The organism is Ensifer sp. NM-2, assembly GCF_003024455.1.
In the GTDB taxonomy this organism is placed as follows: Bacteria; Pseudomonadota; Alphaproteobacteria; order Rhizobiales; family Rhizobiaceae; genus Ensifer; species Ensifer canadensis.
In genome coordinates, this window is the sequence record NZ_PVZR01000028.1 from 60,185 (window position 1) to 80,989 (window position 20,805).

General features: G+C 61.3%; 19 protein-coding genes. 18 read left to right on the forward strand and 1 reads right to left on the reverse strand.

From position 1 onward, the window contains the following. Positions 1-15: 15 nt before the first annotated feature. The 5 genes from C6558_RS33925 to C6558_RS33945 all read left to right on the forward strand — a co-directional run bounded on the left by C6558_RS33925 (position 16) and on the right by C6558_RS33945 (position 4,642). The gene (locus C6558_RS33925; protein WP_371412324.1) at positions 16-1,149 is read left to right on the forward strand and encodes an ABC transporter substrate-binding protein; all 1,134 of its coding nucleotides are present in this window, start codon (positions 16-18) and stop codon (positions 1,147-1,149) included. A gap of 51 nt (positions 1,150-1,200) precedes the next feature. Further along, positions 1,201-2,331: an ABC transporter substrate-binding protein gene (locus C6558_RS33930; protein WP_371412323.1), complete on the forward strand. Its 1,131-nt coding sequence runs from the start codon at positions 1,201-1,203 to the stop codon at positions 2,329-2,331. 65 nt (positions 2,332-2,396) lie between these two features. Further along, positions 2,397-3,287 carry an inositol monophosphatase family protein gene (locus C6558_RS33935; protein WP_082523488.1) on the forward strand — a complete coding sequence of 297 codons (891 nt, stop codon included), beginning with the start codon at positions 2,397-2,399 and terminating at the stop codon, positions 3,285-3,287. A 20-nt stretch (positions 3,288-3,307) separates the two neighbouring features. After that, positions 3,308-3,931: a dual specificity protein phosphatase gene (locus C6558_RS33940; RefSeq protein ID WP_057206096.1), complete on the forward strand. Its 624-nt coding sequence runs from the start codon at positions 3,308-3,310 to the stop codon at positions 3,929-3,931. 150 nt (positions 3,932-4,081) lie between these two features. Then, positions 4,082-4,642 (forward strand): methylated-DNA--[protein]-cysteine S-methyltransferase, encoded by a 561-nt coding sequence (locus tag C6558_RS33945; RefSeq protein WP_084815078.1) that lies wholly within the window; start codon positions 4,082-4,084, stop codon positions 4,640-4,642. Between the two features lie 274 nt (positions 4,643-4,916). Here C6558_RS33945 and C6558_RS33950 read toward each other — a convergent pair whose 3' ends face one another. After that, positions 4,917-6,914: a bifunctional diguanylate cyclase/phosphodiesterase gene (locus tag C6558_RS33950; RefSeq protein WP_107028384.1), complete on the reverse strand. Its 1,998-nt coding sequence runs from the start codon at positions 6,912-6,914 to the stop codon at positions 4,917-4,919. A gap of 314 nt (positions 6,915-7,228) precedes the next feature. On the opposite strand from C6558_RS33950, the gene C6558_RS33955 reads away from it, so the two are divergent. The 13 genes from C6558_RS33955 to C6558_RS34015 all read left to right on the forward strand — a co-directional run bounded on the left by C6558_RS33955 (position 7,229) and on the right by C6558_RS34015 (position 20,731). Then, the gene (locus C6558_RS33955; RefSeq protein ID WP_084815079.1) at positions 7,229-8,272 is read left to right on the forward strand and encodes a class I SAM-dependent methyltransferase; all 1,044 of its coding nucleotides are present in this window, start codon (positions 7,229-7,231) and stop codon (positions 8,270-8,272) included. 474 nt (positions 8,273-8,746) lie between these two features. Then, positions 8,747-10,384 carry an amidohydrolase gene (locus C6558_RS33960; RefSeq protein WP_025429950.1) on the forward strand — a complete coding sequence of 546 codons (1,638 nt, stop codon included), beginning with the start codon at positions 8,747-8,749 and terminating at the stop codon, positions 10,382-10,384. Between the two features lie 121 nt (positions 10,385-10,505). Beyond that, positions 10,506-12,104, forward strand: a complete 1,599-nt coding sequence (locus C6558_RS33965; protein ID WP_025429951.1) for an ABC transporter substrate-binding protein — start codon at positions 10,506-10,508, stop codon at positions 12,102-12,104. Between the two features lie 203 nt (positions 12,105-12,307). Continuing rightward, positions 12,308-13,243, forward strand: a complete 936-nt coding sequence (locus tag C6558_RS33970; protein ID WP_084815080.1) for an ABC transporter permease — start codon at positions 12,308-12,310, stop codon at positions 13,241-13,243. Between the two features lie 4 nt (positions 13,244-13,247). Then, positions 13,248-14,069: an ABC transporter permease gene (locus C6558_RS33975; RefSeq protein WP_025429953.1), complete on the forward strand. Its 822-nt coding sequence runs from the start codon at positions 13,248-13,250 to the stop codon at positions 14,067-14,069. Further along, positions 14,066-15,043: an ABC transporter ATP-binding protein gene (locus tag C6558_RS33980; protein WP_025429954.1), complete on the forward strand. Its 978-nt coding sequence runs from the start codon at positions 14,066-14,068 to the stop codon at positions 15,041-15,043. The genes C6558_RS33975 and C6558_RS33980 overlap by 4 nt, the downstream gene beginning before the upstream one ends. Continuing rightward, positions 15,036-16,007: an ABC transporter ATP-binding protein gene (locus tag C6558_RS33985; protein ID WP_057224454.1), complete on the forward strand. Its 972-nt coding sequence runs from the start codon at positions 15,036-15,038 to the stop codon at positions 16,005-16,007. Before C6558_RS33980 ends, C6558_RS33985 begins: the two co-directional genes overlap by 8 nt. A gap of 139 nt (positions 16,008-16,146) precedes the next feature. Further along, positions 16,147-16,596 (forward strand): ester cyclase, encoded by a 450-nt coding sequence (locus C6558_RS33990; RefSeq protein WP_025429956.1) that lies wholly within the window; start codon positions 16,147-16,149, stop codon positions 16,594-16,596. A 162-nt stretch (positions 16,597-16,758) separates the two neighbouring features. Beyond that, on the forward strand, positions 16,759-17,859 hold the full coding sequence (ada, locus tag C6558_RS33995; protein WP_025429957.1) for a bifunctional DNA-binding transcriptional regulator/O6-methylguanine-DNA methyltransferase Ada: 1,101 nt from the start codon (positions 16,759-16,761) through the stop codon (positions 17,857-17,859). Positions 17,860-17,991: 132 nt separating this feature from the next. Further along, positions 17,992-18,642, forward strand: a complete 651-nt coding sequence (locus tag C6558_RS34000; protein WP_025429958.1) for a hypothetical protein — start codon at positions 17,992-17,994, stop codon at positions 18,640-18,642. Further along, positions 18,639-19,286 (forward strand): DNA oxidative demethylase AlkB, encoded by a 648-nt coding sequence (gene alkB / locus C6558_RS34005; RefSeq protein ID WP_084815082.1) that lies wholly within the window; start codon positions 18,639-18,641, stop codon positions 19,284-19,286. The genes C6558_RS34000 and alkB overlap by 4 nt, the downstream gene beginning before the upstream one ends. Positions 19,287-19,421: 135 nt before the next feature. Continuing rightward, entirely contained in the window at positions 19,422-19,985 is a 564-nt protein-coding gene (locus tag C6558_RS34010) for a methylated-DNA--[protein]-cysteine S-methyltransferase (protein WP_082523489.1), read from the forward strand. After that, positions 19,982-20,731, forward strand: a complete 750-nt coding sequence (locus tag C6558_RS34015) for a 2OG-Fe(II) oxygenase (RefSeq protein WP_192434017.1) — start codon at positions 19,982-19,984, stop codon at positions 20,729-20,731. Before C6558_RS34010 ends, C6558_RS34015 begins: the two co-directional genes overlap by 4 nt. The last annotated feature ends 74 nt before the right edge of the window (positions 20,732-20,805 follow it).

Below are 20,805 nucleotides of genomic sequence, written 5' to 3' on the forward strand. Positions count from 1 at the left end.
GACGACATGATGGAAATGAAACGCAGCGCGTTGCGCGACCGCCCATTAGCCTGGGCGGTCGCAGGTAGCCTTGCTGCCATGACACTGACCTGTGGGCCGGCGAAGGCTGAAGAAGCCTTCAACCTCGGCGCCCTGATCGAGGCGGCAAAGAAGGAGCCGCCGATCACCGTCTATGCCGTCACCGGTAAGATCGTCGATACGGCCAAGGAGTTCTCGGAAAAATACGGCGTGCAGGCGACGGGCAAGAAGGTCAACGAAGCCACGCAGGTGGAGCTGATGATCCGCGAGCACCAGGCCGGCAATATCCTCGGCGACGTGAGCGTCGCGACTGACGTGGCATCGGCAATCGGACAGCTGTTGCCGGAAGGTATCGCCACCAGCTGGACGCCTCCGGATCTCGCCAAGGATATTCCGCAAGCGCAGCGCAATCCTCTTGTTGTTGTCTCGGACCCTCACGTCTTTACCTACAACACCGAGAAATACGACAAGTGCCCCGTGACCAACATCTGGCAGCTGACCGAGCCGCAGTGGCGCGGCAAGCTGGCGATGCTCGATCTCTTCGACAAGCCGCTATATGCCGACTGGTTCAATCAGATCGAGACGCATCGCGACGCCGATGTCGCGCGGGCCTATGAAAGCCTTTACGGCAAGAAGCTGGAGACGAACGGCCAAAGTGCCACAGCTGCCTGGGTCAAGGCCTTTGCGGAAAACGGGCCGCTTCTGGCGGATTCGACAACGGTCGCCAACGCCGCCGGCGCCCCGGGACAAGCCGAGCCGTTCTTCGTCATCACCTCGACGGCCAAGTATCGCGACAACCTCACGAAGGGCCTTAAACTCGGTATCTGCGCCGGCGTCGAGCCGTTTTCCGGATTTCTCTATCCGGGCTTCGGCCTGATCGCGGGCCAGACCAAGAGCCCGAATGCCGCCAAGCTGTTTGTCCGTTACCTGATGACGGCAGAGGGCATTGCACCCCAGACCGAAGACGGAAAGATCTCCGGCAATTCGACGATCGGCCTGCCGGCCGATGAACCCTCGGGCGTCGCGAAGTATCTCGATCAATTGATGGCCTTCGATGCCGCGACCGCCGGCGACGACCTCGACAAGCGCGAGGCCTGGCAGGACCTTTGGAGAATAAACCACCGAAAATGACGCGACGGGCGGTGCCGATCACCGAGTGCTGTTTCCTTGGGAGGGGAAGCGATGAAAACGGAAAAAAAGAGAGTGCGTGATATGACGATGGCAGCGGTCGCAGTTGCGGCCGGCCTGCTTTCGGCGCAAGCCCATGCCGCCGACGGCCTCGATCTCGACGCGCTGATTGCCGCGGCCAAGACGGAAAAGCCGATCAACGTCTATGACAGCACCGGCAAGATCGTCGAGATGGCCGAAGGCTTTACGGCCAAATACGGTATCAAGGCGACGGGCGTCAAAGTGTCGGCGAACAGCCAGTTGGAAATGATCATCCGCGAGAGCCAGGCGGGCAACGTTCAGGGCGATGTCGCCTTGATCACTGACGCGCCGGCAGCACTCGCGCAGTTGTTGCCGCAGGAGTTCGTCGAAAGCTACCTGCCGGCCGACATGATCGCGAAAATCCCGGCGGAGTTCCAGAATCCGCTGGCGATTTCGACCAACGCCAACGTCTGGGCCTATAACACCGAAGCCTACGACAAATGCCCGGTCGCCAATATCTGGGAGCTGACGGAACCGAAGTGGAAAGGCAAGGTTGCTCTCGTCGATCCGCTGACCAAGGGCACCTATACCGACTGGTTCAACCAGATGGAGAAACACGCCGACGACAAGGTTGCCGGTGCCTACAAGAGCCATTTCGGCAAGGACCTTGCGACCGAGGAGAAGAGCGCGTCGGCCGCCTGGATCAAGGCACTGGCGCAGAACGCGCCGCTCGTCACCGATGGCGATGATCCAGTGGCCGAAGCCGTTGGTGCTGCCGGCCAGAAGGAGCCCTTCTTCGGCCTGCTCTCGTCGGCAAAATTCCGCGACAACGAGGGCAAGGGGTACAAGCTCGGCATCTGCAAGGATCTCAATCCCTGGGTCGGCTGGAGCTACGTCAAGCTTGGCCTGATTGCGACGAAGACGCAGAGCCCGAACGCGGCAAAGCTGTTCATCCACTACATCCTGACGGAAGAAGGCATCGCGCCGCAGATGAAGGACGGCAAGCTGCCGACCAACATCGACATCAAGATGCCGGCCGACGAGCCGTCCGGCCTGATGACGGTCGCCGACCGCCTGTTCGGCTACAATTCCTCGACCGGTCTTGAGGACTTTGACCGACGCGAGGAGTGGCAGGATTTCTGGCGTGTGAACTACACCAAGTGAACAAAAGCCGGTGCGCCACCGGGTGGCGCGCCGGCACTTTCTCGATAAGAATGGATACGCACGACATGGAAAAGCGCCTTCCCGCAGCGACCTCACCGGCGGCTGACCCCGAACAACGACTGGAGCGGTCGAAGCGCCTCGTCGAGATTGCCCGTGGAGCGGCCAATGCCGTGCGCGAACCGCTGCTGAGCGCGTTCCGGTCGGACATGGTCGTCGACTACAAGCGCGACCTGCATGATGTCGTGACCATCCATGACAAGCGCGCCGAAGTCACCATTCGCGATTTCATTTTTGCGCACGAGCCCAATTCGTCCATGCTCGGCGAAGAGGGCGGACAGGTGGGCGATGGCGACATCCAGTGGTATGTCGATCCGATCGACGGGACCTCGAATTTCGCGCGCGGACTGGCCTTCTGGTGCGTGTCTATCGCCGCCGTCGAAAGGGGTGGCGTCGTGGCCGGCGTCGTTTATGACCCGGTCGCTGACCTGATGTTTTCTGCCGATCTCGAACAAGCCTATCTCAATGGAGCAAGTATCTCCTCGCAAGCGGTCGAGGAAGAGAACCGGGCAACGCTGATCACCGGCTATCCCGTCTCCCGTGACTTTCGCCTCGACGGCCGGGAAATGGCACTCGCCAATCTCGGGGAATTCGTCGAGACGTTTTCGACCCTTCGGCGGCCGGGAAGTGCCGCTCTCAGCATCGCCCATGTGGCTGCGGGCTGGGCGGATGCTGCGACCGGCTTTGGCGTCAACTCCTGGGACGTGGCGGCGGCGACATTGATCCTGAAGAACGCCGGCGGCCGATATGAGCCGCTGACCTTGGGCAAGGTGCCGGCGGATGCGCCCGACTTCATGTGCCCGGGCTACATTGCGACGGGCGCCGGCGCCAACTATCCGACATTGCGGCGCGTTGCGCGGGCGATCTCGGAAAAACGCATTGCCGCGGCGGCAAACTGAAAAGACAGCGGAGACAGCAGTTGAACATCAGCCAGGAACCCGAGACGAAGGCGCAACCGTCTGCCGAACTTGCCAAGCTCAGCCTCGTCTACCAACAGCACCCGCTTTATGGCGTCGATATCTACATCGCCGGCAAGGAGGGCACGAGCGATCTCAATCTGCTCCGACAGAACGGCATCACCACCGTCGTCAACTGCGCCGTCAATCTCGATTTCAATTTCGTCCGGCAGGCGCAGCTGGTGTCCGATCACGAGGGCAGCGTCTATGGCCCGGGCGAGATCCGTTATTACAAGATCGGATTGATCGATGGTGGCGGTAATCCCGACACGCAGATGCTGGCCGCTCACTATATCCTGCGTGCGGCACTGGAGCAGGTGCTGCCGGAAAAGCCGTCCTATCCGCGCCGGGAGATGGGCAACATTCTCATCAACTGCCGCGGCGGACGCTCGCGTTCGGTCATTGTCGTGTCGCTGTTTTTGCACCTGACCTTGCCGACCGAGTTTCCGACGCTGGATGCGGCGATCGCCTTCGTGCGCAACCGGCGCGGTCTGCCGGAAAACGAATGGTACAAGGCGCCGAAAGCGGTGCTGATCGAGTCCGCTGAGCGCGCTGCAAGCTGGGCGAAGATGATAGAAGCCAAATAGCGCTGCTGCCCTTGGCCATCTGCGGGAGGATTATCCGGCGCCGGCATGGCGCGCAATCTGTTGGCGACCACGGCTGCGCGCAGGAAACGGGTTGAATTCGAACGCCTTCCGCACGATTTTCATCGAGTATGAAAATGCGAGGACGGTCAGATGGCGCAGACAGTTCACAACTATCTTATCTTCGAAACCGCTGCCGGCTTCTGCGGCATCGCCTGGAACGGCGACGGCATCACCCGTTTCCAACTGCCGACCAAGAAGGCTGAGGATACCGAGCGCTTGCTTCTGCGCCGGCTTGCTGCCGGCGAACCGGGCACGCCGACGCCGGAAGTTGCCGAAGCGGTTGCCGCGGTTCGACGCTACTTCAATGGTGAACAGGTCGATTTCTCCGGTATCCAGCTCGACCTCGAAGGGCAGGACCCATTCTTCAAGCAGATTTATGCTGCCGCGCGCAGGCTCGGCTGGGGACAGACCACCACCTATGGTGCCCTGGCAAAGGAACTCGGCGTCGGCCCTGAAGCCGCGCGCGATGTCGGCCAGGCGATGGCAAGGAACCCGGTGGCACTGATCATTCCCTGCCACCGGGTGCTGGCCGCCGGCGGCAAGGTTGGCGGTTTCTCGGCTCCGGGCGGCTCGACATCGAAGATCCGCATGCTGGAGCTCGAAGGCGTGCGCCTCGGTCCGCCGGAGCCCGCCCAGCAATCGCTGTTTTGAGCGCGGTGCCGGCGTGTTCGACGAGGAGGCGGGCGGTTTTTGGTCAGCCGAGCGAATCGATCGCTAAAGTGCCGCGCGTCTTTTTAGACGCGGTAAGGTCGCTGTAGCACTTTGAATGGCTGCATGTTTTTATCCTTAAATCGAATGCGATTTAAGGATAAAAACATGCAGCAAAGCGCGTCGCGATCCTTAGGGTTCGCTTTCTGCACTTTACGTTCTTGTTCTTTTGCGTGTCGTTGTCCCGAAACCGCTGCGCACTTTCGGGCGACATGCTTTATCCCGGTCTGACGAGGCTCGCCGGGCGCGATCCGGTATCCGCCGCCGTGCGATAGCTCGCGGCGGAAGCCGGGCGGCCGACATGGAAACCCTGAACATGGTCGATGCGGAACTCTCGCACCAGCGCCATTTGCTCCTCGGTTTCGACACCTTCCACCAGGATCTTGTGGCCACGGTTCCGGACCAGGCCGATGATATCCTTCAGCATCGCCTTGCCCCTTGGCGTGCCGCAGTCATGAAGGAACGAGCGGTCGATCTTGACCGTATCGAAATCGATCAGCCGGAGCCAGGAAAGGCCGGCAAAGCCGGTGCCGAAATCATCGAGCCAGATCCGGATGCCCAGCGTTTCGAGGTCGCTGATGCAGCGCAGCACGTCCGAGTGCATCTCCATCTCGAGGCCCTCGGTAATTTCGAAAGCGAGCCGGCCGCCGGCCACTCCCGTTTCACCAAGGATGGCGGCAACCGATGTGGCGAAGCCCGGCGTCTTGAGCTGGATCGGTGAGACATTGACGCTGACGACAGGCACATGATCGTTGGCGAGAAGCTCGCGGCAGACCGTGCGGATCGCCCAGCGTCCGAGGTCGATGATGGCGCCGGTACGCTCGGCAACGGGAATGAAAAGGCTGGGCGGAACGGCGGTCCCATCGAGCATTCTCAGCCGCATCAGCGCTTCGACGGCCTCGACGCGGCCTGTCGCAACATTCTTGATCGGCTGATAGACGAGGGAGACGAGATCCTGGTCGGTCGCTATCTTCAACAGCGCCGCGATGTTCTCGCTCTCGTCGCTGGTTTGCGGGTCGTTCGGATCAAACACCTTGGCGCAGTTGCGACCGCTTGCCTTTGCGGCGTAAAGCGCCCGGTCCGCCTCGTGGATGATCCGTTCGAGCTTCGAGCCCGTCTGATGCCTGGTGAACGCGGCACCGACGCTGACCGTGACGATGGACGTGCCATCCCGTCGTTGCCCGTGCACCAGCGCAAGGTCTTGCACTGTGCGGCAGATGGCGTCGGCCAGATCGGCGGCCTCTTCGCGCGTGTCCATGCGCGCAAGAATGATGAACTCCTCGCCGCCGTATCGGCCGATGGACGCGTCGAACTGCTCGATCGATTCCCTCAACGTGTTGGCCACGAGAATGAGGCAGCGGTCACCTTCCTGGTGGCCATAGCAGTCGTTGTATTTCTTGAAGAAGTCGACGTCGATCAGGATCGCGGCGAAACGGTCGCCGAACTTCTGCCAGTCGCTCCAGTATTCCCGCAGCTTCTGGTCTACCGCCCGACGATTGTCGAGACCGGTTAGGGAATCGGTGTTGGAGAGCCTGAGCAGCGCCTTGCCGCGCTCGGTCGCCTCCCGCTGCTGGACCCTCGCCTCGAACGCATTGAGGAAGACCTTGTAGCGTTCGCGGTTGAGCTTCCAGTTTACGTAGGAGGTGAACACGAAACAGGAGACGTAGAACGTGCCGAACGCCAGCTGGTAGGACGGGTTCTGCGGCGAGAAATAGAGGAGATCGAGGAAAAATGCGCCAAGGATGATGCTCGATGAGATCACCGAAAGGCGGAACTGGAAGATGAAGAACAGGTTGGCGCCCATCATGAAGATCGCACCGAAGATCATGTAGTAGGACATGTCCTGCGTGTATGCGGTCATAATTGCCGGAATGAGCCAGCCGAGATAACCGAAAACAAGCGCGCCCGAACAGGTCCTGTCCAGCCAGTCCGTCTTGACGTTGAAGTGGACCTGGATTTCCAGAACGGCAAGCGCAACTGCACCGACGACAAAGCGCGAGGCAATCGTGTAGCGGGCGACATCCGAGATCAGCAGCAGGTCGGTAATCGAAAACAGCAGATAGACCGCGACGGCGATCCAGAGCCCTTTTCTCGTCGCTTCCCTGCGGGTCGTTTCACCTTCCTGGCGATAGAGCAAGCGCAGCTCCGCCGGCAGCGGCCTGAGTGGCTGCTTGTGCAGATCTATCTCAACGACGTCGGCCAAGGTTTGCTTCATGCACCGGTCCGGGGAATTGCGTCGCGCTCAACGGAAATCTGGTCTCGTCTTTCCATCTCTGGACGTTGCTTCAGACGCTCCACGCTTGCCATTCACTGGATACCACAACAAGCACAAGCGGCCTCAACGACATAGTAGAAGACGCCCATTAAATTTTGATAAATTAGCCGAGACTGACGGCCGGTGCAGGGGTGTATCCAAATGGGTACTGTCCGCCAGTATTTACCATATACTCTACAAAAACTTGCAATTCGAGACGCAGTTCGCGCATTCTTGCCCACATTGTTAACAAAGCATTAACGGATGGGTTTTGCGTGAGCCAGCTTCAAATCGTATTCGATGGCGAAAGTCTTATTACTCCCCAATCAATCGCAACCGAGTTCACTTCGTCAAAAAGTGAGTTTTATGATGAGCAGTTTGCAACAGGAAAAGCCGAACTCGCCCTGATTCTCCAAATTGCACAGCAGCAATTTGCCCAGGAACTGGACCCCAGGAAGATAATACATCGCTTGGCGGCCGCACTTCACGAGACGCGCGCGAAGTTTCATCCGAGCGTATGGCAGGAACTGATTCCGATCGCACAAAAGCATCCGGTGTCGGAGTTTTTCCTGCAGGACCCTTTTACCCGCTGGTCCAGCGAAAAGCCGCGGGGTTATTCCGGCGACGCCCAACTGCTCGACTTCATCTACGGCCATCCAAGCGTTGCCGGCGAGATCGCCAAGGCGTCGCCGGTGGGCAAGGCGCTTTACGACTATACCAAGGACGCTTCGTCGTCGGTTGCTGTGCGCGAACGGCGGGACCTGCTGACCCAACATGTCGATGAGATCGCGGCGACACGCGACGGGGAGGCAGAGATCCTGACGATTGCCGCCGGGCATCTGCGCGAGGCAAACCGGTCGGTTGCGCTGCAGGAAGGGCGGATAAAGCGCTGGGTCGCGCTCGACCAGGACCCGCTCAGTGTCGGATCGATCACCAGGGATTTTCGAGGAACCAGCGTTGAAGCGATCGACGGTTCCGTCCGTGGCATTCTCACCCGGGCTCACAAGCTCGGCAAGTTCGACTTCGTCTATGCGGCGGGGCTTTACGACTACCTGCCTCACAACGTGGCAGTGAAGCTCACCCGCCGATGCCTGCAGATGCTGAAACCCAACGGCGTCTTCCTCTTCGCCAATTTCGCGACCGACATCGGCGTCGACGGCTATATGGAGACGTTCATGAACTGGGCGCTGCTGTTGCGCTCGCAATCGGACATGTGGCGCATCGTCAACGAAAGCGTCGACGGCACCAACTTCGAGTCGCACGTGACGTTCGGGGAGAACCGCAACGTAGTCTATGCGACGCTGCAAAAGCGCTCGTAACCACGACTGAAGCACATTACAGCGGCGCGCGTCATCTTTGACGCGCGCCGCTGTCGTTCGGCAAAGGCGTGATGCCGCCTTGGCATGCAAAACGACACGCTGGACACTTTCCCGTCTCAGCATCGACGTTCGCGCGCAACGAACCGTTCTCAAGGTCTCCACAGCGAAGTGTTTCATCGGTGCGGCCGAGGGGCGAAGGTCCTTCAGGCTTGAGGACGTTCAACGGATCTACCCAGGGCTGTTATGCAATTATTTCATAGCGCCTGAAATTCTATGCATTGGCGGGCCGCTTTCCTTTTCTCTAGCATCCCCGACTGCACGACTTGTGGCCCATCGGAACGCCGCACCGGAATGGATAACGATCCAGCTTCGGCACGCAACCGATGCGGGCGGGAGACATGGGTCGTGCCGAGAGCCGGTTTGTCATCAAACCTGACTCTACGTTGCAGTGACGGCGGAGGGGAGGAGCCTTAGATGCCAGCGGGACAGAGTTTTCACGCCGACATGATCGTGCACAATGGTGTGATCTGGTGCGGTATGGCCGAGGGCGTCGTCGATGCCCTGGCAATCTGGCAGGGCAAGGTCCTGGCGACGGGCACCAGGCAGGAAATGGAAACCTATCGCGGCGCTGGCACGCAGCTACTCGACCTTCAAGGGCAATTCGCGACCCCCGGTCTCAACGATGCGCATCTGCACCTGATCTCCGTCGGCCTGACGTTGAATTGGGTCGACGCGACGCCGCAGGCTGCCCCCACTCTCGAAAGCCTGCTCGGCGCGATCAAACATCAGGCCGAAAGCACGCCGGCCGGTACCTGGATCCGGGCGCGGGGTTATGACCAGACCAAGCTCGACACCGGTCGCCATCCGCTTCGCGCGGAACTCGATGCGGTTGCGCCGCACCATCCCGTCATGGTGGTGCGCGCCTGCGGGCATGTGTCGATCTTCAATTCGGAAGCATTCCGCCTTGCCGGCGTCGACGAGAAGACTACCGTGCCGGAAGGCGGCCTGATCGAACAGGTCGCAGGCGTCCTGACGGGCCTGGTCGCGGAAAATGCGCAAGGGCTGGTTCGTGCGGCGATCCCGAAAGCCTCGACCGACGACATGATCGATGCGATCGAAAGCGCCGGAAATCTGCTTCTATCCTACGGCATTACCAGCATCATGGACGCGGCCGTCGGTCAGGTCGCAGGCTTCGACGAGATCAGGGCCTATAATCTGGCGAAGCTGAACAACAGGCTGCCAGTGCGCACCTGGCTCGTTCTTCTCGGCGATCCCAACGTTTCGATCGTGCCGCAGAGTTACGAGGCCGGTCTCGTTTCGGGTGTCGGCGACGACATGCTGAAAGTCGGTGCCGTCAAGATCTTCCTCGATGGCTCGGCCGGTGGCCGCACCGCCTGGATGAGCAGCCCCTATCTCGGCGATGACAACAATACCGGCGTCCAGATCCTTTCGGATGTGGAACTTGAGGCGCTCGTACTCGACGCGCATACCAAGGGATATCAACTGGCCTGCCATGCGATCGGCGATGCTGCGATCGGTCAGTTGATCACCGCCTACGAGAAGGCACTTGAGGCGATCCCGGATGCGGATCGCCGTCACCGGATCGAGCATTGTGGCTTCTCCAGCGACGCGCAGCACCAGCGCATGGTGAAGGCTGGGATATATCCGTGTCCGCAACAGGTGTTCATCTACGATTTCGGCGACGCTTACGTCTCGGTGCTCGGCGAGGAGCGGGCGCTGTCGAGCTATCCATTGAAGACCTGGAAGGACCTGGGGCTGAAGCCTGCGACCGGCAGCGATGCGCCGGTCTGTCATCCCAACCCGTTCCCCAATATCTACAGCATGCTGACGCGCAAGACCGCCAAGGGCACGGTGATGGACGCTCGCGAGCGGGTCTCCATCGAGGAGGCTTTGCAGGTCTATACCGAATACGGCGCGTTCTCGCAGAAGCTCGAAACCGTCAAGGGACGACTGATCCCGGGACAGCTTGCCGATATCGCGGTGTTCTCCAGGAACATGCTGACGGCGAGCCCCGAAGACATCCTCAACGACACGCGCTGCACCCTGGCAATCCGGGGCGGCGAGGTGGTCTTCGAGCGACAGAACGCCTGACGAAGGGCGAGAGGGAGCCGCAAGAGCGGCTCAATGCATCTCAACCGATCCGGGAGGTCGGATGAGATCGCGGTTTTGTTCATCCATACGCAGAACAACAAGTGGGGAGGATATGGGAATGATGAAGAAAATAGCATTACTTTCGACATTGACCGCAGCGTTGCTGGCAGGGGTGGCTTCGGTGCAGGCGGCCGACACGCCGCGGGCCGGCGGAACGGTCAACTTCGTGGCGCCCTATGGGGACAGCTTCTCGACGCTCGACATCCAGGCGTCGCCGCAGACGCAGGACGAGTTCTACGCCAAGGCGATCCATCGCACCCTTTATGATTGGGACGCGGACAAGAACGTTCCGGTGCTGGCGCTTGCGACCGACGTCGACGTCTCCGCCGACAAGCTGGTCTATACCTACAAGCTGCGGCAGGACGCCTATTTCCACAACGGCAAGCAGATGACGGCCGACGACATCATCTCGAGCTTCACCCGCATGGCCGATCCGGCCAAGGCCTATCCACCTTCGCGCTACATCGCCAACATCAAGGGCGGCGCCGACTACATGGCCGGCAAGGCAGAGGCGATTTCGGGCCTGAAGAAGGTCGACGATTTCACGCTGGAAGTGACCCTGACAGACCCGGTCGATCCGGCGTTCCTGTTCATGCGCAACAACACGGCGATCTACCCGGCTGGGGAAGCCGACAAGGAAGGCTTCCAGAGCCACCCGATCGGCCTCGGGCCCTACAAGTTTGCCGAATATGTGCCCGGCTCGCGCCTGACGGTCGAAAAGTGGGAAAAGTACTACGAAAAAGACAAGCCCTACGCCGACAAGATCAATATCCTGATCATGGGGGATGCCTCGGCGCGTGACGTCGCCTTCCGCAACAAGGAGGTCGACGTCTCCGTGCTCGGGCCGTCGCAATACGTCGCCTATCAGGCCGATCCGGAACTGTCCAAGGGCCTTCTCGAAGTCGCTGAAGTCTATACGCGCTATGTCGGCTTCAACCTCGATTTCGAACCGTTCAAGGACAAGCGTGTTCGCCAGGCGTTCAACTATGCCATCAATGCCGACCTGATCATCAAACGGCTGGCGAAGGACAAGGCCTACCGCGCGAGCGGCTGGCTGCCGACATCGTCGCCGGCCTATGACAAGGACGCGCAACCCTACGCCTACGACCCGGAGAAGGCGAAGGCACTGCTGGCTGAGGCCGGTTATGCCGATGGCTTCGACGTCGAGCTGACAGCGACGCAGAACGAAAGCTGGGGCCTGACGATCGTCGAGGCGATCATCCCGATGCTGGAAAAAGTCGGTATCCGGGTGAAGGCAAAACCGGTCGAGGCTTCGGTGCTTTCCGAAGTCGTGCCATCAGGCGATTTCCAGTCCTTCATGTGGTCGTCGGAGAGCGGCCCGGACGCCCTGACGGCGATGCAGTGCTTCTATTCCAAGACGTCGCAGGCTGCGTGCAACTACCAGAAGTTCGCAAACGCGGACTTCGACAAGCTGTTCGAGGCCGCCAAGGTCGCCAAGACCGACGAGGAAAAGAACGAGCTGCTACGCAAGGCCAACAACCTCGTTCAGGAAGAAGCGCCGGTCTGGTTCTTCAACTACAACAAGGCTGTGATGGCCTACCAGCCCTGGCTGCATGGGCTGCAGCCAAACTCCGCCGAGCTGGCGATCCAGTCCTATGAAAAGCTCTGGGTGGACGAAACCGTCCCAGCCGGACGTTGATGGAGGCGCCCCGATATCGTCGTCGCGGTATCGGGGACCTTTCCACTGGTATCTGGCACCTATGCTGTCGATAACGTAAGTCAGCGCTTACGATGCGGCAACCCGCCGGAATGATCTGGCCCGAGTGGCCTATCGCTCGGTGGCATGTGCCGGAGGACTATCGCCCGCGCATCCGTTGATGGGCGCCGCGAGGGAGGAAATGAATGCTTCAGTTCGTCGTGCGCCGCATCTTGCAGGTGATCCCGACAGTCATCGCGATATCGCTGTTGATCTTCGTGATCTTCAGCGTGGTGCCGGGCAGCATCGCCACCAGCCTGACAGCCAATGGCAAGGGCGGCGGCGACCCAAAGATCGTCGAGAAGATGACACGTGAATTCGGTCTCGACCAACCGCTCTATGTGCGGTTCGGCGCCTATCTCTCCGATCTCGCAAGGTTCGATCTCGGAACATCGTTCCGCAGCCGCCAGCCGGTGGCCCATCTGATCGGCGAGCGCATGTGGCCGACCTTGAAGCTCGCATTCGCGGCGATGGCGATCGCGATGTTCGTCGGTGTACCGCTCGGTTTCATCGCCGCCTTGAAGCCGGGCAGCATCATCGACACGTTGACGATGATCGGCGCGATCTCGGGCCTGTCCCTGCCGCAGTTCTGGCTCGGGCTGCTCGGCATGTATCTGTTCGCGCTGACGCTCGGCTGGTTGCCGAGCTTCGGCTACGGCGACGGCGGGCCGATGAACCTGATCCTGCCGGCCTTGACGCTCGGCGTGGCGCCGATGGCACTCCTGGCGCGCACGACGCGCGCCGCCGTCCTTGACGTGATGAACGCCGATTTCATCCGCACCGCCCGAGCCAAAGGCATGAACGGCTTTCGCCTCGTCACCTGGCATGTCGTTCGCAACGTGCTTGTGCTGATCATCACCACCATCGGCCTGCAGTTCGGTTCGATGATGGGTCAGGCGGTGGTGGTCGAAAAACTGTTCTCCTGGCCGGGGCTGGGATCTCTGCTGATCGACAGCGTCAGCCTGCGCGACATCCCGGTGGTTCAGGGTGCGATCCTCGTCATCGTCCTGTGGTTCCTGCTCATCAACACCATCGTCGATATTCTTTACGCGGTCATCGATCCGCGCATCAGCCACGGATAGATCCATGAGAATACGGCTCAATCTCCTCATCGGTGGCGTCCTCTGTCTCGTCATCATCTCAGCGGCGCTGCTTGCGCCCTGGCTGGCGCCGACCGATCCAGTGCTCGACGCGGACCTGATGAATGCGGAGCTGCCGCCGGACGCACAGTTCTGGTTCGGCACCGACGCGCAAGGGCGTGACGTTCTCAGCCGCATCCTCTACGGCGCCCGCATCTCGCTTGCCGTCGGTATCGGCTCGCAGGTCATCAACACGCTGATTGGCCTGGCGCTCGGCATTTCGGCCGGCTATTTCGGCGGCTGGTGGGACGATCTTGTCACCGGGCTCACCAACCTGATGCTGGCGATCCCGAGCCTGATCTTCGCGCTCGCCATCATGGCGATCCTTGGGCCCGGCCTTTCCAGCCTGCTGATCGCGCTAGGCTTGACCAACTGGTCATGGACCTGTCGCATCGCGCGAAGCTCGGCGCTGTCCTTGAAGAAGCAGGGCTATGTCCAGGCGGCAAAGACGCTCGGTTACGGCGACATCCGCATCATGATCACGCAGATCCTGCCCAACATGATCGGCCCGATCCTGGTGATCGGAACGCTGGGCATGGGCGATGCGATCCTTGCCGAGGCAGCACTCTCCTATCTCGGACTGGGCATCAAGCCGCCGTTCCCGAGCTGGGGCAACATGCTGACGGATGCACGCGAACTCATCGTCATTGCGCCCTGGGCGGCGATCTTTCCGGGGCTGGCGATCTTCGTGACGGTTCTCGGTCTCAATCTTTTCGGCGACGGTCTACGCGATTGGCTGGACCCGCATATGAGGGCGCGGCAGCTATGACCGAGAACTTGCTGAACGTCAGGGATCTGCGCCTCGATATCGTATCGGGCCGGGTCAGCCACAACGTCGTCGACAACGTGTCGTTCTCGATCGGGCGCGGCGAGGCCTATGGCCTCGTGGGCGAATCGGGCTGCGGCAAGAGCATCACTGCGCTTTCGATCATCGGCCTGTTGCGTGCGCCGCTCGCCGTCACGGGCGGTTCGCTGAAGTTCAACGGTCGGGACCTGAGGGAGCTTTCGAAACGCGAGTTGCGGCGGCTTCGGGGCGAGCGCATCGCCATGATCTTCCAGGAACCGATGACCGCGCTCAACCCGTTGTCTCCGGTCGGCCGGCAGATTGCCGAGATGTTTGTCCTGCACAAGGGTGCCACCTGGAAGGAAGCCGAAAGACTGGCGATCGAGGCACTCGGCAACGTACAGGTCCCGGCGCCGGAGGAGCGGGTGAAGAACTATCCGCACCAGATGTCCGGCGGCATGCGGCAGCGGGTGATGATCGCCATTGCGCTTGCCTGCAATCCGGATCTGCTGATCGCCGACGAGCCGACGACGGCGCTCGACGTGACGGTGCAGGCGGAGATCCTCAAACTCGTGAAGGAGCTTTGCGCTGCACGCGGCACATCAGTGCTGATGATCAGCCACGATCTCGGCGTGATTGCCAATATGTGCAACCGGGTCGGCATCATGTATGCCGGGCGCCTGGTCGAGGAGAGGCCGGTCGCCGACCTGTTCCTCCATCCGGCCCATCCTTATACCGACGGCCTGTTGCGATCGCTGCCGCATCTGGGCTCGCGCCGGCTGGAAGGGCGCAAGCGCCTTCAGGAGATCGAAGGCACGGTTCCCTCCATCGCCAGTTTTCCGCCGGGCTGTCGCTTTCAGCCGCGTTGCCACAGGGCGACGTCCATCTGCAGCGCCGAAATTCCACCGCCAACCGGCCTCAGCCATGATGGCTTCGTGAAGTGTTTCAACCATGAGTGATAACAACGAACCACTGGTCAGAGTCGACGGCCTGAGCGTGCATTTCCCGGTGCGCAACGGCGTCTTCGGCCGCTCGAAGCGCACTCTGCGCGCGGTCAACGACCTGAGCCTGACGCTGAACCGGGGCGAATGCCTGTCGATCGTCGGCGAATCCGGTTGCGGAAAGTCGACGCTTGCGCTTTCGATCCTCGGACTTCAGGAGCCGACCGCGGGCGAGATCTATTTCGAAGGGCGATCGATCACCGGCAAGGCGCGGCCCTCCCGGCTCGAGCGTGCCGGCATGGCGCAGATGGTGTTTCAGGACCCGTACGCGTCGCTCAACCCCCGTCAGACGATCTACACGTCGCTGGCGGCACCGCTGAGATTGCACGGGATTTCCGACCGCAAGGAGATCGCGCGACGCATCGAAGAGATGATGCAGTTGGTCGGATTGAAACCGGAGCGGGCGGGGCGTTTCCCGCACGAATTTTCCGGCGGCCAGCGCCAGCGCATCGGCATTGCCCGCGCTTTGATCCTCAACCCTAAGGTCGTGGTGCTGGACGAGCCGGTGTCGGCGCTCGACGTCTCGATCCGCGCCCAGATCATCAACCTGCTGCTGGAACTCAAGGAGCGGCTGGATCTGTCCTACATCATGATCAGCCATGACCTGAGCGTGGTCGAACATATGAGCGACCGCGTGGCGGTGATGTATTTCGGCCAGATCGTCGAGACCGGCAGCTGGGACCGGGTCTTCAGCGAACCACAGCATCCCTATACCCGCCGCCTGATCGGGGCGATCCTCGATCCGGTCACCGAGCTGACGGGCCAAAGCCCGGTGGATCCTCGTGAAACACCGGAACCGCCGCCGGGCTATGACTACTACCCCAGAGAATTCGGAAAGCATGACGTCTACAGCCTGCCGCCGTCTTCGCAATTGATTGCGCTTCGGGACGACCACAGCGTTCGTCTGATCGCGCGGGGCTGAGCCGGCGCTCGGAATTGCGAACTGGTTTCGATTGAAGGGTAAGAACCGGAGTTTTGGGCGCCGTAGCTCAGGCTACCTTTATGCGCAGGCAACCGGCGTTATCGACGGTCGAGCCCGTGTCAATTCGAGGAGAAAGCCAATGAGCAAGGAAGAAGACAACAAGGCGGTGGTCAGCAGATGGTTCACAGAGTTTTGGGGTCGCGACGTAGATCTTTCCATCGTCAACGAGATCGCGTCTGCAGACATGCTGTTGAAATATTCCCTGCATGAACCGCGCCGCGGCCATGATGATATCAAAGCCTTCATGACCGATTTCCGTGCCGCGTTCCCGGATCTGAACTTCTGGGGCACGGCCGACCTCATCGCCGAAGGCGACTATGTCGTCGGCCAATGGGAAGGCGGCGGCACCCATACCGGCGCTGCCTTCGACGACTTCCTGGCCGGCAGTCTGCCGGCAGGAAGTGGCCGCAAGATGCGCTTCACGGGGACGACGGTTCTGAAGGTCATCAACGGCAAGATCGTCGAGGAGATCGGTCTCGACGACGGGGTTGCGGCCCTGACGCAACTCGGATTGATGAAAGCGGCCTGATCGATTGGGTGCCACGCCACGCACAGGAAACGGGTGGCGTGGCCCAGCCTTTTTGGCGAAGCTTCTTGGAGCAGCAGATCGCCCGAGTGGTGGTCAATCTTGAGCTTGAAGGCCGCGACCCGGATACCTCCCAGGCGCGACCGGAATGAGGAGCGTCCGACGATGAATATGGCGACGACATTCCCAACCGCAGCTGCCGCGACCAGGGTCCCAGTCGCGCGCGACCCGCGCTGGGTCGCCATCGTCAGCCGCGACAAGGCTTCCGACGGGCATTTCTGGTATTCGGTCACGACCACCGGCGTCTATTGCCGCCCCTCATGCCCTTCACGCATCGCCAATCCCAAGAATGTCCAATTGCACGACACGCTTGAAGGCGCGAAGGCGACGGGCTTTCGCCCGTGTCGGCGGTGCAACCCGGACGGCCCATCCAGCGATGAGGCAAACGCTGCCATCGTCGTTAGGGCTTGCCGGCTGATCGAAGACAGCGATGAAGAGCTGGCCTTGGGCGATCTGGCCGCTGCCGTCGGCAAGAGCCAGAGCTATTTCCATCGGCTGTTCAAGGCAGCGATCGGCTTGACGCCAAAGGACTATGCGGCTGCTCATCGAGCTGCCAAGGTTCGTCGTGGGCTGGAAGCGGGCAACAGCGTAACGGAGGCGATCTATGAAGCGGGCTTCAACTCGAGCGGTCGTTTCTACGAGAACTCGACTGATATTCTCGGCATGACGCCGGCACGCTACCGCGCAGGCGGCGCGGATGAGGAAATCCGATTTGCCGTCGGCCAGACTTCGCTCGGCGCGATCCTCGTCGCATCAAGCCGGAAAGGTGTCGCGTCTATCCTGCTCGGAGACGATCCGGAGGCGCTTGTGCGCGACCTTCAGGACCGTTTTCCGAAGGCGGAGCTGATTGGCGCCGATGCCGACTACGAGGCGCTTGTCGCACAGGTGGTCGGCTTCGTCGAAGCCCCGGGCATCGGCCTCGACCTACCGTTCGATGTTCGCGGGACAGCATTCCAGCAGCGGGTCTGGCAGGCCCTGCAGGAAATTCCGGTCGGCAGGACGGTGTCCTACGCGGAAATTGCCCGTCGCATCGGGCAGCCGAAGGCGGTTCGTGCCGTCGCTGGCGCATGCGCGGCGAATAGCCTCGCCGTTGTCATCCCGTGCCATCGGGTGGTGCGGAATGATGGAGCGCTGTCGGGTTATGCCTGGGGCGTCGAACGCAAGCGCGCCTTGCTCGACCGCGAGGCGGCCCGTGGAGCCGCTTAATGGGTGCCGCCGCGCGGTGTCGCGCCCAAATGGTTATCTTCACGGCGACGAAGCGGTGCGTCGGGCTGCATATCGCCCGCCCGTTCGATGATATCATTTCCGACGTAATGCGGCCCGGGGAGATCCGCCTGTATGAATAGCGTTCGCCAGCCCCTCCAGAATCGCGTGACGCCATTCGGCGACATTATCGCTATCGCGCAGCGCGGCCTGTTCACCGGCAACCGCGGCATCATCCACGACCCCGAGACGAAAACCCTATTGCGGCGGCGGTGGACGTCCAAGGCGTGGCTGATCTGCACCTGCGAATACGGGGATCGCCGGCGCGACGTCATGGCCGGCCGAAGCTGGACCGAGCTTTTCTTCCTCGACGAGGCCGTGGCGCTGGCGGCGGGGCACCGCCCGTGCTTCTTCTGCAGACGGGAGGCCGCTCTAGTCTTCAGAGTCGCCTGGACTGGCGGCTTGATGGCGTCGCCTTCGGCGGGCGAACTCGATGCGGTGCTCCATAGCGAACGAGTTCTACGCGGACAGAAGCGCATCCATCCGTTGCCGTCGCCAGTCAGGGATCTACCAGACGGGACGATGGTGGTGGCATCCGGCTTTGCCTTCACGCTCGCATCCGGGCGCTGTTTCCGCTGGACCGAGGCGGGTTACCTGAGCCCGGAAATGGGCATCATCGCTGAGGGAATTCTGACGCCGCCTTCGACCGTCAGGGTTCTTCGGGCCGGTTACCGCCCTGTCCTTCATCCCGACATCACCAATTTTCTCTCCGGAAAGACGCCATGACTGACCTATTCGCCAAGCTTGCCGTCGAACCGTCACGCGAGAGCATGGCCGAAGGCGCGACGCTGCTTCGCGGCTTTGCGCTGTCGCTTGAGGGGCAAATCCTGCCGGGACTGCGATCGGTCATTGCTGAGGCACCGTTCCGGCACATGGTGACACCGGGCGGCTACACGATGTCGGTTGCGATGACCAATTGCGGGGCGGCCGGATGGGTCACGGACCGGAGCGGGTACCGCTACGACCGGCTAGACCCGGAGAGCGGCAAGCCGTGGCCGCCGCTGCCATCGTCCTTCCTCGACCTTGCCATCGCGGCGGCGACCGAAGCAGGCTATCCGGATTTCAGACCCGATGCCTGCCTGATCAACCGGTACGAACCGGGCACACGGCTTTCGCTTCATCAGGACAAGGACGAGCGCGATTTCTCGCACCCCATCGTTTCGGTTTCGCTCGGGCTCCCCGCCACATTCCAGTTTGGCGGACCAAACCGCACCGACCCAATCCGCAAATACGCGTTGCGTCACGGCGATGTCGTCGTCTGGGGTGGGCGGTCGCGCCTATTCTATCACGGGGTCACAGAGTTGAAGGACGGCGAACACGAGACCCTTGGCCGCATGCGCATCAATCTGACCTTCCGCCGCGCCCAATAAGGGACCATCGATGCGATGCGGGCGGCGCTGCAGGAGACAAGTCTTTTCGATTTGAAAGCAAGGAGCGGAGTTCGGCCAAGGCGACGCATCTCTAGGGTCGGTGAAGAGAACGGAACGGAACAAGGAGTTAGTCTCATGAACCTCATCGACAACCGGACGCACACCCCGCGACCGCGGCAAGCCGTCGACGTCGCTAACCGCACAACCGTGGAGTATGGCGTTGCACAAGCAGAGTTGGGCTGTGTTCTGATCGCGCGCAGCGTCGGCGGTGTTTGTGCGATCCTGATCGGTGCTGACGCGGAGCAACTGGAGCGAGATCTTGCGGATCGTTTTCCTGGCCGTGCATTGAACCGGAACGAAGCCGGACTTCGCACCGAGCTGGCGAAGGTCCTTCGCTTCATCGATAACCCTGGCGAGGGTCTGGATCTCCCGCTTGCCCTCCGCGGGACAACACTCCAGCGCCGTGTCTGGCAGGCGCTTCGCGCGATCCCGGCGGGGACGACGATCACTTACGCCGAGCTGGCGGTCCGCGTTGGCGCACCGACATCCGCGCGCGCCGTTGCCAACGCCTGCGCCGCCAATGTCATCGCTTTGGCCATTCCATGCCACCGTGTCGTGCGCAGCAGCGGTGAACTCGCCGGCTACCGTTGGGGCATAGAGCGCAAGCGCACGCTGATCGCCAAGGAGGCGATGCTATGAATCCGCGCATTTCAATGGCTATTGCAGATCGGACCGAACAGGCTGTGGAGACGCATGTCGCAGCTTACGATTGGCAGGCGATTTCGGACGCGTTGAACGGCTATGGCTGCGCGGTCATGGAAAAGCTTCTGTCGGCGGACGACTGCCGACGGATTTCGGCGCTCTACAAGGACGAGCAGCATTTCCGCAGCCATATCCACATGGCCAGGCACGGTTTCGGCAAGGGGGAATATCGCTACTTCAAGTATCCGTTGCCGGATCTGCTTGGCGGTCTTCGCACTGCGCTCTATCCGCGCCTCGCCGACGTTGCCAACCAATGGAACGGTCGCATGGGGATCGAGACGAGATATCCGGCGGAGCACCGGGAATTCCTGAGGCAGTGCCACGATGCGGGCCAGACACGGCCAACACCGCTGCTGCTGCAATATGTGCCCGGCGATTTCAATTGCCTGCACCAGGACCTCTATGGTGATCTTGCCTTTCCGATACAGGTCGCGATCCTTCTTTCCGAACCGGGAAAGGATTTCACGGGCGGTGAATTCGTGCTGACGGAGCAGCGTCCGCGCATGCAAAGCCGGGTCGAGGTCGTTCCCCTCCGCCAAGGTGATGCCGTGGCTTTTGCCGTTCACAACCGGCCGGTTCAAGGCACGAAGGGCAATTATCGCGTCAACCTGCGCCATGGCGTCAGCCGTGTCAGGTCAGGCCTGCGCCACACTGTCGGCATCATCTTTCACGACGCAAGATAGCGCGGCTCGCACCGCCGCTTTCATGGCTTGCGGTCAATGTCCCTCGCTTTCGGGTGAGGGGCTTTGTTTGACAA